Source organism: Terriglobales bacterium, assembly GCA_035651995.1.
Lineage (GTDB): Bacteria > Acidobacteriota > Terriglobia > Terriglobales > Acidobacteriaceae > DASRER01.
Map to the genome: position 1 here is coordinate 13,471 of DASRER010000022.1, position 12,394 is coordinate 25,864.

The following is a 12,394-nucleotide window of genomic DNA, read 5'->3' on the forward strand; positions in this document are numbered from 1 at the left end:
TTGCTTGGGCTCGGAGAGGCAGACATTTTGGCAGACCGTCCACTGTGGGTATGGGATGTGCCAGGCGCCGGTTAGGATTCGGTCTTTTTTGTGGACGATTCGCGGTGGCCGGCTTTTCCGGCGCCGGGTTTGTGAGCTGTTGAGCGCTTTTTGCGGATCTCCTCCATCTGCTCGCGCAGCTTGCGTTCCCAACCTTCGGCAGTGGGATGGTAGTAGCGGCGATCGCGAAGGTTCTCGGGCAGACACTCCATGTCAGCTACTTTGCCCTCGAAATTGTGAGCGTACTGGTAGCCCTCGCCGTAGCCGAGGCCCTTCATAAGGCCGGTGGGAGCATTGCGGAGATGAAGCGGGACAGGCTGCGCCGCGGTTTGTTCCACGTCCTGCTGCACGGCGCCGTAGGCGGTGAGCAGCGCGTTCGACTTGGGAGCGAGCGCGAGATAAACGACCGCCTGCGCCAGTGCGAGATTGCCCTCGGGCATGCCGAGGAAGTCCACGGCGTCGCGCGCGGCCAGAGTGACGCCGAGCGCCAGCGGGTCAGCAAGGCCGATATCTTCGGCGGCCATCCGCACCACGCGGCGGGCGATATAGAGCGGGTCTTCGCCGGCCTCGAGCATGCGCGCCAACCAATATAAGGATGCGTCGGCGTCGCTGTTGCGCACCGACTTGTGCAGCGCGGAGATCAGGTTGTAGTGCTCTTCACCCGCCTTGTCGTAGAGCAGCACGCGCTTTTGCAGCGCTTCGCGGACCAGCTCGGGCGCGATGTCTGCCGTGTTGGCCTGCTTGGCCAGCGAGGCGGCGAGCTCGACAACGTTGTAGGCGGAGCGCGCGTCGCCGGAGGCGTAGGCGGCGATGAGCGCGAGCGCTTCGTCGGCGGCGCTGAGTTTCATCTCGCCAAGGCCACGGTCGTTGTCCGTGAGCGCGCGGCGGAGCAGCGAAACAATCTGCGCTTCTTCCAGCGGCTTCAGCACGTAGACGCGGGTGCGCGAGAGCAGCGCGGAGATCACTTCGAAAGACGGGTTCTCGGTGGTCGCGCCGATCAGCCGGATGTTGCCCTTCTCGACGTGCGGCAGAAACGCGTCCTGCTGCGCCTTGTTGAAGCGATGGATTTCGTCGATGAAGACGATGGTGCGCGTGCCGTACTGGCGGGCGCGCTCGGCGTCGCTCATCACCTGCTTGATTTCCTTGATGCCGGCGAGCACCGCCGAAAACTCGATGAACTCGGCGCGGGTGACGCTGGCGATGATCTTGGCGAGCGTGGTCTTGCCCACGCCCGGCGGCCCCCAGAAGATCATCGAGCCGGTGTCGTCCCGCTCGATCTGCACGCGCAAGGGCTTGCCCGGGCCGAGCAGGTGCTCCTGGCCGATGAACTCTTCCAGCGAGCGCGGCCGCATGCGATCGGCGAGCGGACGAGTGCGGTCGCGGAAGGTGTCGCGCTCGGGAATGGGCTGGAAGAGGCTCATGAACACCTGCCACAGAGACACAAAGGCACAGAAAGATCGAAACATTTCATAAAACCCGCCGAATGATGCCGCGGCTTAGCCGTAGCCCAGGCCCCAGGCATCGGCGGACTTCGGTCGCGGCGGCTATGATCGGCTCTGTTCCGGGGTCGCTTTCAGCCATGTTTTTCTCTGTGGTTCTGTGTCTCTGTGGTGGAAGTTGATCGTTGCCGGGCGACCTCGTATAGCACGACTGCCGCGGCAACACCGGCGTTGAGCGAGTCCACGCGCTCCGAATGTGGGATGCGCACGACGGCGTCCACCGCCGCCAGGGCAGTCTTGGGAAGGCCGGCGCCTTCGTTGCCGATGAGCAGCCCCAGCGGCGCGATGAGCGCGGCGTCCGGCAGCGAATCGCCCTTGTGCGACGACGTGGCCACCAGGCGCAGGCCTCGCCGTCGCAATTCCGAGAGGGCGGCGTCCAGCGCGAGTTGGATGATGGGAAGGCGAAAAACAGAGCCGGCGGACGCGCGGACCACCTTGGGATTGAAGTGGTTGACGGTGTTTTCCGTCGCGATGAGGCCGGAGCCGCCGAATGCCTCGGCGGTTCGGATCATGGTGCCGAGATTTCCCGGGTCCTGAATGCCGCCGGCGATGACGACCAGCGGCTCGGGCGGGCGCAGCACGTCGTCGAGCGAGAAATTCTTCGTCTTGGCCAGCGCGGCCACGCCCTGAGGCGCGCCGGTCAGCACGGCGCTGGAGAAGACGTCGTCGGGCAGGAGCAGGGCCTCGGTGTGGGCCGAGAGCTGGGGAATGAGTTTCGTGGCGCGCTCCCGCGCGGAGTCGCTGAAAAACGCCGCCTTGAGCCGCAGCCCGGAGCGGATCGCCTCCTCCACCAGGTGCGCGCCTTCAACGGCGCAATGGCCATCGCTGGTGGCGGCGCCCTCAGCGAAGGCGCGGCGCAGTTCCTTCACCAGCGGATGCTGGCGGCTGGCGACCGGCCGCAGGCGGCCCAGGGCCTCGCCCGCACGGTGTGTGGCATGGTTCGGCACCAGAGGATGATACGCGAGCGCGTCGCTGGCCCGGAGCGGCGCTGGTTCGGCGGCGTTGCGGCGGCATCCGGGGATGTGTTACGGTTCGCCTTTTCAGCCGCTTGCGAGGGCCGCCGAGTGCGAACTGAAATCGTCCGCATTAACAGCGAACGTCCAGAGGGGCCTCTCGTCACCTACGTGGCCGAGCAGATCCGGTCCGGCAAAGTGCTCGGCATGCCCACGGACACCTTTTACGGGCTGGCTGCCGATCCGTTCAACCTGCGCGCGGTCGACCGCGTGTACGAGATCAAGTCGCGTTCGCGCCACAAGCCGCTGTCACTGCTGATCGAATCGGTGGACCAGGCCGAGGAACTTTCGCGCCCGCTGCCGAGCCAGTTCTATCTGCTGGCGCGCAAGTTCTGGCCGGGACCGCTGACCATCATTGTGCGCGCGGCATCGCGCCTTCCGCTGAAGGTGACGGCGAACACCGGAAACGTGGCGCTGCGCGTGCCGTCCGCAGCCATTCCGCTGGCCGTCATCAAGGCGGCGGGCATTCCCGTGACGGCGACTTCGGCCAACGTGAGTGGGGAAGCGGAGTGCACCACGGCGCAGGGCGTGAAGGAGCAACTGGGAGCCTCCATTGCACTGATCGTGGACGGCGGCCCTTCGCCGCGCAGCGTGGCTTCCACCATCGTTGACGTGACCGACGACGCCGGGCACTGGCGCGTGCTGCGCGAGGGCGCCATCCCGCGCAGCGAGATTTCCGAGGTCCTTGGCCCCTAGCGGCCCTCTCCTGATGAACCGCGCTGCCCCGGCCCGACCGCGCCCCCGACGGCGCCGAAGATGGATCCGCTGGGTCGCCGCGCTGGCGGTGCTGGCGCTTGCCACCTTCTTCCTGGTTGCGTCGCGGCAGATCGTGCAGCAGTCGGGACGCGACGAAGCGCAGCCGGCCGACGTCATCGTAGTGTTCGGCGCCGCCGAGTATGCCGGGCGGCCGTCGCCGGTGTTCAAGGCCCGGCTGGACCACGCCTATGCGCTCTTCCGGCGGAACCTTGCGCCGATCGTGATCGTGACCGGCGGGTCGGGGGACGATCCGCGATTCAGCGAGGGCGGCGTGGGGCGCGACTACCTGATCAGCCGCGGCATTCCCGAGCACAACCTGATCGCCGAGACGCAGAGCAGCAACACCAGCCGCGAAGCCGGGCGCGTGGCGACCATCATGCGCGTGAACGGCTTGCACAGCTGCATCGCGGTCAGCGACCGCTACCACATGTTCCGCATCAAGGCGCTGCTGGAGAGCGAGGGCGTGGGCGTGTATGGATCGCCGCGTCCGGAGTCGAGGGCGGCATCAGGCTGGCAGGCGGCGCAACTGGTGGCGCGCGAGGCGGTGAGCTACATGCTGTGGCGCATGCACATTACGTAGCACTCAGCATTCAGCAATCAGCATTCAGCCACGAACGGCTTCTGTGAACAAGCGCGGCTTTTGCCGGGATAGGCAAGGGCTGAATGCTGAGTGCTGACTGCTGAGTTTCAAACGAAGCAGGCCGGAAACCGCCGCGTGAGCTTTCGCCCGCGCTGCGGTTCCGGCCTGACCCCACTTGGGGCGTCCGCCTAGAAGATGATCTTCATGGCGAACTGCAGCTGGCGCGCCGACCCTGCGTCGCCGCCGGGTCCGCGCGTGGCGCGAATCACGCCAAACGTAGTGCTGTTGAGCTGCGCTGCCGTGCCCGGGTTGGCGAAGTTCGGGTGGTTGAACACGTCGAAGGCCTCAAATCGGAATTCGTGGCTGATGCGCTCGGTAATCTTCGTCGTCTTGGCGAGCGCCAAATCCACGTTCTTGAAATCCGGTCCAGGGATCGAGTTCCGGCCAATGTTGCCGTAGTGGTAGACGTTCAAGCCGCCCTGCACCACGATCGGCAGCGTAAACGGCTGGCTGCCGGTGCAGCTTGCCGGGCTGGTGGGATCGCAGAGCAAAGTGGTCGCCGGCGCGAACCATTGCACGTTTCCCGCCTGCGAGCCGGTGGTGATGATGGTTTTGCCCACCGACGGCATCGCGCCGGTCTGGTCAACTCGGATTCCGCCGCTCGTGAAGCCGCCCGGCGTCAGACCTGTCGCCGGGTTCCCGGCGGTGATGTTCAGCGGGTTTCCGCTTTGCAGCGTGACCACGCCGCTCACGCGCCATCCCTTGACCAGGCGGTTGCTGTTGAACGGCAGTGTGTAGAGCCCGCTCAGGGTGAAGTGGTGCCGCGCATCGAAGTCCGAAGGCCCGTAGTCGAGGAAGGGACGCGTGCTGTCGGCCACGATGAGGCCGGCGCGCGACGTCTCATCCAGCGATTTCGACCAGGTGTAGTTGCCGGAGAACTCCAGCCCGTGCGACAGCCGCTTGTTGGCGGTGATCCACAGGGCGTTGTAGTTCGACGTGCCGATGCTGGCGCGGGTGTTGATCGAACCCAGCAGGCTGTTGGCAGCAATGGGGCTGTCGGCTGCAAGCCGCACGAACGGCCGCACGTAGTTGCCAGGCGCCTTGGTTGGGTCCTGGATCTGCTGGTTAAGGTTAACGACCGTATCCAGGTGCGTTCCCTTGTTCCCGAAGTAGCCGATCATCACCCCCAGGGTGGGAGTGATCTGCTGCTGCAGGTTCAGGTTGTAGGACTGGATGTAATCGTTCTTGTAGTTCGGATCGACATTGCCCAGCGTCAGACCGCCGCCCGCCGCGTCAGCCAGGAGCGTGCCAAAAGTGGTCTTCGGCTTGGCGGTCGTGGGCGTGAACGACACCGGGTTGGCGAACGGGAAGTTGCCGCTGAAGACGAAGGGCCCGGGCAACGGCATGTCGTACAGGATCGCGTAGCCGCTGCGCAGCACGGTCTTGCCGTTGTGGAACAGGTCCCAGGCAAAGCCCAGGCGCGGCTGGAAGAGTTTGTTGTTCTGGTTGTAGGCGTTGTCGCGGCCGTTGGTGCCTACCTGCACCAGCCAGTCCTTGGCTGGAACAAACAACGAGGACCGGTTCTGCGCCTCGGTCGGCGTGCCGTTCCACTCCCAGCGCAGGCCGTACTCGAGCGTCAGGTACGGGCGGATCTTGAAGCTGTCGAGGGCGAACAAGCCCAGCGCGGTTGCATAGACGCGGGCCGGGCGATTGCCCGTTGTGATGGTGAACGCATTCGGCGCCGCATTGATGAAGTCGGTGACGTTGGCGAAGCCCAGCGTACCGGGGCTTGAGGTGAAGGCGTTGCCGTTGAAGCGCCGCAGTTCACCGCCAAACTTCAATGAATGACGGCCGCGGACATGGCTGACCGTGTCGGCCAGCACGGCGGTGTAGTCGCCGCGTCCCTGCGGGAAATTGTTGATGCCGCCGAACTGAAGGCCGAGACCGCTGACGGTGATCTGCGGCGCGCCGACCGGGCCCGAAACGCCATTGTTGATACCCAGCTGGGACGGATCCAGGTCGTTTTCAGGCTGGAACGTGATGAAGATGCGGTTGAAGCCGAAACGGAAGTCGTTCACCGTGTTTGCGGTGAAAACGTGCGTCTCGTTGAAGGTCCCAATCTGGCGGCGTGCCCGGCGATGGTCCCCGGCTCCCGGCACCGTGCCGCCCTGCAGCGTCGGCTCTCCGCGGAAGTCGCGCTGGATGGCGTAGTAGCCGTGCAGGCGGTCGTTCTGGCCAATGTTGTGGCTCACGTCGCCGGTCCACTGGTCAATGTTGACCGGCGCCACCAGCGACCCCAGGAACTTTGAGCCGGTCGAATCGTTGGCCACAGGAATCAGCGGCAGCAGCTTCTGCATCGTGGCATTGTTGTTGGCTACGATCTGCTGCCGCTGCGCCGCCGTCAGCACGTTCGATGAAACCGTGATTCCCTGGCGCTGGCGCAGGCCCTCGTAGCTGAAGAAGAAGAACGTGTGGTCTTTCCAGACCGGCCCGCCCAACGCGCCGCCGAAGTTGTTCCGTTTGAAGGTGGACTGATCGGTGCCGCTCTTGTTGAAGAAGTTGCGCGCGTCCAGATCGTGGTTACGGAGGAACTCGAACGCCTCGCCGTGCCACACGTTGCTGCCCGAGCGCGTGGCCACCATCATCTGCGAACCGGAGTTGCGTCCGAATTCAGCGCTGTTGGTCGAGTTGTCCATCTTGAACTCGGCCACCGTGTTGATCGACGGCTGGAACGTCACCTGGCCGTTCGCCATGTCGTTCAGGTTGATGCCGTTGATCATGAAATTCGTGGTGTCTTCACGCCCGCCGGCGGTGTTCACCCCGAACGATCCCTGCCCCCGCAACGGCGCCGTGAGGAAGCCGTTGACCGGGGGTACCACCGTGCCGGCCACCAGGCCGGTCAGCTCCACGATGTGCCGGCCATTGAGCGGAATCTGTTGCACCGTGTTGCCGTCCACAACCTGCCCGACCGTGATGGTGGTGGTGTCCACCACCGGCGCCTCGGCGTTGATGGTGACCGATTGCTCCAGCGTCGCAGGTTTCACGGTGAAGTCCTGCGAGACAATGCGGCCGACTTCCAGCACCAGGCCGGTAATCGTCTGCTTGCCCATCCCTCGCGCTTCGACTTCCACGCGGTAGGTGCCGATGGGCAGCGAAGGCAGCGAATAGAAGCCGCTGCTGTCGGTTTCGGTTGTGCGCTCAACGTTCGTGCCGACGTTGATCGCCTTTACTCTGGCGCCGGGAAGTACCGCGCCGCTTTGGTCCGACACCGTACCCTGCAACCTGGCGGTTGACTGCGCCAGTGCCAGAGAACTCAGCAACGCGACCGCCAGCAACGCGGCCATCCGCCGGGCCAGGCTCAGTTGTCCGTTCATGCTTCCTCCCCTACCATTTACCAATCAGTAATGGGCGCCGCCTGCTGTTCCCTCTGAGGGAACAGCGTGCTCTCCCGATAGCGGTTTTACTGCAAAAAATGAATTTGCAGTTTCGCGGCCAAAAGACCTGGATGGCTATCCGATTGTGAATGCGCAGCTTGCATCGCGGAACGCACAGGTGGGTACAGTTTTCGGGAGCAGCGGTTTCTGAATTTCAGAGGAATAATCCGTGAATCTGTAACGCGGGAAGCGAAAAGCCACGCCCGTATCGCGCTCTGGAAAGCTTCTACTCCATTGACTGGAAAGTAGTTAGCGCAGAAGTGCCAAAATGCGCACCGGACCGCCGGAACCGCCCTCCAGCTTGGCCGGTCCGACTAGCACAATAGCGCCGGATTCCGGCACGCGATCGAGATCAGCGACATTTTCTAAGTGGTAAACGCTGCGGGACGACGTGTAGTGGTGGACGGGGTAGTCCCTGGATGGCCCGTAGTCCACGCTGAGGGTGTCGATGCCGAGCGCGACGACGCCGCGCGCGTCCACCAGGAAGCGCGCCGTGTCTTCGGCGAAGCCGGGAAAGTGGAGCGTGCCGCGCGCGTCGGGGTTGCGGTATGCGGCGGGCGTGTTCCACTTTTCCGACCACCCGGTGCGCGCCATCACGATCGCGCCCGGCGGAATGGCGCCGTTGGCCTTCTCCCAAATGGAGACATCATCGAGCGAGACCTGGTAGTCGGCATTCAGCCGCGCCTGCGCGCTCACGTCAATGACCACCAGTGGCCCGATGAGGCGGGCGGGCGGAATCTGGTCCACCGTCCAGCGGCCGGCGGCAAAGTGTGCCGGCGCATCGATGTGCGTGCCGAAGTGCTCGGGCAGGCAGATGTTCCGCAGGTAGTAACCGTCTCTTGCGATTTCTTTGACCGTGGTCGCCTTGTAGCCGGATTCCACCTCATAGCTGGGCGTTTTGTCGCCGAAGGAGTGGGTGAGGTCAACCACGCTGGCGAATTCGGGAGCCTTGGGCGCCGCGGCGCGGCGTTGCGCAAAGAGCAATAGGGCCGCGATCAGGGCGCAGGCCAGGATGAAAGTCTTCAACCGCATATTACAGCAGACGATTCAAAAACCCGCGGGTTGCAGGGAATGTTGCAAACAATATAACCCGATTTTCGCCGGCGCGTTGTGGACGAGGGAGGAGCAGGTAACGGCTCCTCAAGAAAGTTGGATGCGATGTGATCGGGAGCGGGTCGCTTCTGCGGAATCCACACTTCAAGTCGACGCCCTCGGCGCGCGCCGCCGTTACCCCGCGTTCGCGCCGCAGAGAACGCGGCGCCAACGCGGGGCACCCTCGCTACTGCTTGTAGCCTGCCTGCTGGCCGCGTAAGTGGTGAAGCCGACCGGCAGCGCCAACGCGGGGCACCCTCGCTACTGCTTGTAGCCCGGGCCGCGAAGGCCGCGGCCGCCCTGCTGCCCGGTCAGCTTTCCGTGCTCCAGCGAGAGCACGCCGTTGACGAAGACATACTCGATGCCGGTTGACGGCCGGTTGGGGTCCTCGAACGTGGCCACGTCGATGACCTTCTGCGGATCGAAGATGGTGATGTCGGCGAAGTAATCGGGCCGCAGCAGGCCGCGGCGGTCGAGCTTCACTTTTTGCGCCGCCAGCGACGTGAACTTGCGGATCGCTTCCTCGAGCCCCAGCATTTTTTCCTCGCGCACGTATTTGCCGAGAATGCGCGCGAAGCTGCCGTAGGCGCGCGGATGCGACTTGGACTCGCCGAGTGGCCCGTCGGGAGCAATGGCGCCGTAGTCGGTGCCGACGCTGACCCACGGCTGCTTCATCGCCAGACGGACGTCGGGTTCGCTCATGCTGAAGTAGACGGCGCCGGTGTTGTCGTGGTCGGCGATGACGATGTCCATCAACGTGTCGAGCGGATCTTTGTTTTCCAGGCGGGCGATCTCGGAAATTTTCTTGCCTTCGTACTTCTTCAGGTCCGGATTCAGCACGCTGACCACCAGCACACCCTCAGGCCCGCCCACGCCGCGCCACATGTTTTCAGTGGAATCGCTCGCCGCCACGGTCAGTCGCTTGCGGATCTCGGCGCGCTGGGCGGGGTCTTTGAGGCGGGCGAGGAAGGCGTCGGTGCCGCCGGCGTGATACGACGCAGGAATGCTTGCGCCGAGCGATGTGGCCGAGGCGACGTAGGGATACTGGTCGGCAGTAACGTCGAGCCCGCGCTGCCGCGCCTGTTCGATGGCTTCGAGCACCTGCGGCATGCGTCCCCAGTTCCGCTGTCCGGAAACTTTCAGGTGGAAGATCTCCACCGGAATCTTCGCTTCGTCGGCGATGCGGAACGCCTCGGCGAGCGCGGTCATCTCAACGTCGCCCTCGTGGCGTATGTGGCTGGCGTAGATGCCGCCGTACTGCGCGGCAACTTTCGCCAGCGCGATGAGTTCGTCGGTCTTGGCATACGCGCCAGGCGCATAAATGAGCGCCGTGGAGAGACCCATGGCGCCCTGGCGCATGGCGTCGGCCACGAGCGACTGCATACGGGCGAGCTCGTCGGCCGTGGGCGCGCGATTGGCGCGTCCCATCACGTAGGCGCGCACCTGCGCCGCGCCGACGTACGTTCCCAGGTTGATGCCGGGCTTTTCTTTTTCGAGGCGGCGGAAGTATTCGTCGAGGCTCCGCCAGTCGGCGTTCAGCTTGAAGTGTTCGAGGAAATCCTTCTGGTCTTTGATGAGCGCGTCGTTCAGCGGCGCGATCGAGTCGCCTTCGCCGGTGATCTCGGTCGTAATGCCCTGCGTGAGCTTGCTCACGGCGCGGTGGTCAATGAGCAGGTTGGCCTCCGACTGGCCGAGCATGTCAATGAAGCCCGGCGCGACGATGAGGCCGCGCGCCTCGATAACGCGCGGCGCGGTTGCGCCCTCAGGCGCGCGGCCGACGAAGGCGACCTTGTCGCCGCGGATGCCGACGTCGCCGTAGAACCATGGGTTGCCGGTGCCGTCTACGATGCGACCGTTGCGGATAAGGACGTCGTACTGTTGCGCGAAGACGGCGGTACCGAGAAGGAAGACTGCGGGAATGAGTCGCTTGATCACAGGTCGGTTCCTCGAAGTCGAGCGGGAAAGTGTAATCCGCGCGGGCAAGGAGCGCGAGGGGGACCCGGTGAGAGACTTGAGGTCGAAGCTACGGCGCCCACAGAGTTGCGGTGACCGCGATCCCTGCGGCGAAGGCGGTGCTGAGCGTGTTCACGGCGTTGTTGTTCAGCCAGCGGCGTCGCTCGAGCGTGGCGCCGAGGAGGCTGTCGAACAGCATGCCCAAAACGCCGGCGATGGCCGCATAAGCTGCGACACGCGCGCTCATCAATGCCGCCGCCAGGGCGACGCCGGCAACGCCGGCCGCCGCCGCAATTCCCGCCACCGTTCCCGGCAGGCTTACGGCGCCGTCGGTTCCGGCGGGCACGACGGCGAATGTGGGCAGCAGCCGCGCGCGGTCGGCGGCTGCCTGGCCGACTTCACTGGACGCCGTGTCGGCGGCGGCTTCGGCGAGCGCGGCGACGCCGGCAATCACGCCCAGAACTCCACCGAACGCCACCGCTATGGCCGCCACGCCGACGTTGGCGGCCACCTGCGCTGCCGAGCGGCCGCGTCGCGCCTCGGCCAGGCCGGCGGCCGCCTTGCGCGCGGCGCCGAAGCGCGTAGCCAGCCAGGTGAGGCCGAACACCGAAATCAGGGCCAGAAAGGCGCCCGATCCGGCGGACTGCCACAAAACCAGTGCAAATGCCCAACCAGCTATAGCGCCTCCCGGTGTGACACCCCTAAGGAATGTGGCAGCACCTGCGAATGCAACCGTCGCCGGAATGGCGAAGAGAGACCGGCGTCGTACAATGTCGCACGCTGCCTCACTTGTGGTGCACTCGTGCGCCACAAAGGCGGCGACAACAGCGAGCGCCAGCGCGACGGCAACCGCGTCTGCCGTTGCCGAAGTTGGCCGGCGATTCGTTGCCGAATGCTCAGTCGCGGGCGTCACAGAGGTGCGCTCCCAGTCTTCTATTTTGTGGCTGCCTGGCGCCGGATGCGGGGCATCCTAGCAAAAGAGGCGTAGCAGGAAAGTTTTCGCGGCGCGGGCCGAGTCTGTTGACGGAAGTCCGTAATTGCGCGCCGGCGGGCGAGACGCCCGCCGCCAGATGAGCAAGGGGAGATGAACGCATGCCATCGTCAGTTTGGACCGGTTACCTGACCTTCGGACTTATCTCGATGCCGGTGCGCCTGTTCAGCGGCGCGCGCGGCGCCCGCGTCTCTTTCCACATGCTGCATCGCGACGATCGCGCGCGGGTGAAGCAGCAGCTGGTGTGCTCGGAAGAGGACAAGCCGATCGACCGCAGCGAGGTGGTGAAGGGCTACGAGTACGCCAAGGGCGAGTACGTGGTGATCGAGCCGGACGAGATCAAGAAGATCGAGCCCAAGACCGCCAAGGCGATGGAGATCCTGGAATTCGTGAAGGAAGAGGAGATTGATCCGGTTTACTTCGAGTCTTCGTATTACCTCATGCCCGAAGAAGCGGGACGGCGTCCGTATGCGCTGCTCTCCAAGGCGATGGAAGACACCGGCTATCTGGCCATCGCCAAGCTCACCATGCACAACCGCGAGTACACGGTGATCCTGCGCCCGCACAAGGGCGGGCTGATGCTGCACACCATGTACTACAAGGACGAGGTGAAGGAGGTCGAAGCGTTCGGGCGTCCGGACGTAGAGCTGAAAGACGCCGAGGTGAAGGTCGCCAACCAGCTCATCGAGGCGCTGGCGGGGCCGTTCGAGCCGGAAAAATATAAAGACACGTTTGAAGAGAACGTGAAGCAGCTCATCAAGGCGAAGCTCGAAGGGAAGGAAATGGCGCCCACGCCCAAGGTCCCGAAGCCCGCGCCGGTGGTGGACCTTATGTCGGCCCTGAAGCAGAGCCTGGAGCAGATGGAGAAGAAAGGTCCGCAGCGCGTTGCGGCGGCGCAGGCCGGTTCGGCCACGCACCATGTGCGGCGTCCGGCGAGCCGCAGGCGGGGTTAGCCTTTCAGCCTTACATCCCGAGCGAAGCGAGGGATCCCTGCTTAACCCGAGGGCACGTGGTGAGCGACTGGTCCCTCGCTGCTC

9 protein-coding genes are annotated in these 12,394 nt (G+C 64.7%); 3 read left to right on the forward strand and 6 right to left on the reverse strand.

Annotated features, from left to right (window positions below; genetic code table 11):
• Positions 1–71 precede the first annotated feature (71 nt).
• Positions 72–1,460: a replication-associated recombination protein A gene (locus tag VFA60_08080; protein ID HZQ91732.1), complete on the reverse strand. Its 1,389-nt coding sequence runs from the start codon at positions 1,458–1,460 to the stop codon at positions 72–74.
• A gap of 152 nt (positions 1,461–1,612) precedes the next feature.
• Positions 1,613–2,485 (reverse strand): RNA methyltransferase, encoded by an 873-nt coding sequence (locus VFA60_08085; protein HZQ91733.1) that lies wholly within the window; start codon positions 2,483–2,485, stop codon positions 1,613–1,615.
• Positions 2,486–2,602: 117 nt separating this feature from the next.
• On the opposite strand from VFA60_08085, the gene VFA60_08090 reads away from it, so the two are divergent.
• Complete coding sequence (locus VFA60_08090) at positions 2,603–3,247, forward strand: L-threonylcarbamoyladenylate synthase (GenBank protein ID HZQ91734.1); 645 nt, start codon at positions 2,603–2,605, stop codon at positions 3,245–3,247.
• 13 nt (positions 3,248–3,260) lie between these two features.
• On the forward strand, positions 3,261–3,887 hold the full coding sequence (locus VFA60_08095) for a YdcF family protein (GenBank protein HZQ91735.1): 627 nt from the start codon (positions 3,261–3,263) through the stop codon (positions 3,885–3,887).
• Positions 3,888–4,075: 188 nt separating this feature from the next.
• On the opposite strand, the gene VFA60_08100 is transcribed toward VFA60_08095, so the two are convergent.
• The 4 genes from VFA60_08100 to VFA60_08115 form a co-directional block, all read right to left on the reverse strand.
• A complete protein-coding gene (locus VFA60_08100) occupies positions 4,076–7,261 on the reverse strand; it encodes a carboxypeptidase regulatory-like domain-containing protein (protein ID HZQ91736.1) in 3,186 nt (1,061 codons plus the stop codon).
• A 309-nt stretch (positions 7,262–7,570) separates the two neighbouring features.
• The gene (locus VFA60_08105; protein ID HZQ91737.1) at positions 7,571–8,347 is read right to left on the reverse strand and encodes a cyclase family protein; all 777 of its coding nucleotides are present in this window, start codon (positions 8,345–8,347) and stop codon (positions 7,571–7,573) included.
• A 327-nt stretch (positions 8,348–8,674) separates the two neighbouring features.
• Positions 8,675–10,348 carry a D-aminoacylase gene (locus VFA60_08110; GenBank protein HZQ91738.1) on the reverse strand — a complete coding sequence of 558 codons (1,674 nt, stop codon included), beginning with the start codon at positions 10,346–10,348 and terminating at the stop codon, positions 8,675–8,677.
• A gap of 88 nt (positions 10,349–10,436) precedes the next feature.
• The gene (locus VFA60_08115; protein HZQ91739.1) at positions 10,437–11,279 is read right to left on the reverse strand and encodes a DUF92 domain-containing protein; all 843 of its coding nucleotides are present in this window, start codon (positions 11,277–11,279) and stop codon (positions 10,437–10,439) included.
• A gap of 179 nt (positions 11,280–11,458) precedes the next feature.
• On the opposite strand from VFA60_08115, the gene VFA60_08120 reads away from it, so the two are divergent.
• Positions 11,459–12,310 (forward strand): Ku protein, encoded by an 852-nt coding sequence (locus VFA60_08120; protein ID HZQ91740.1) that lies wholly within the window; start codon positions 11,459–11,461, stop codon positions 12,308–12,310.
• Positions 12,311–12,394 lie beyond the last annotated feature (84 nt).

Bases quoted from the DNA above. Each gene is read 5' to 3' on its own strand.
- VFA60_08095 (HZQ91735.1), top strand. From the start codon at position 3,261: ATGAACCGCGCTGCCCCGGCCCGACCGCGCCCCCGACGGCGCCGAAGA.
- VFA60_08080 (HZQ91732.1), bottom strand. From the start codon at position 1,460: ATGAGCCTCTTCCAGCCCATTCCCGAGCGCGACACCTTCCGCGACCGC.
- VFA60_08100 (HZQ91736.1), bottom strand. From the start codon at position 7,261: ATGAACGGACAACTGAGCCTGGCCCGGCGGATGGCCGCGTTGCTGGCG.
- VFA60_08120 (HZQ91740.1), top strand. From the start codon at position 11,459: ATGCCATCGTCAGTTTGGACCGGTTACCTGACCTTCGGACTTATCTCG.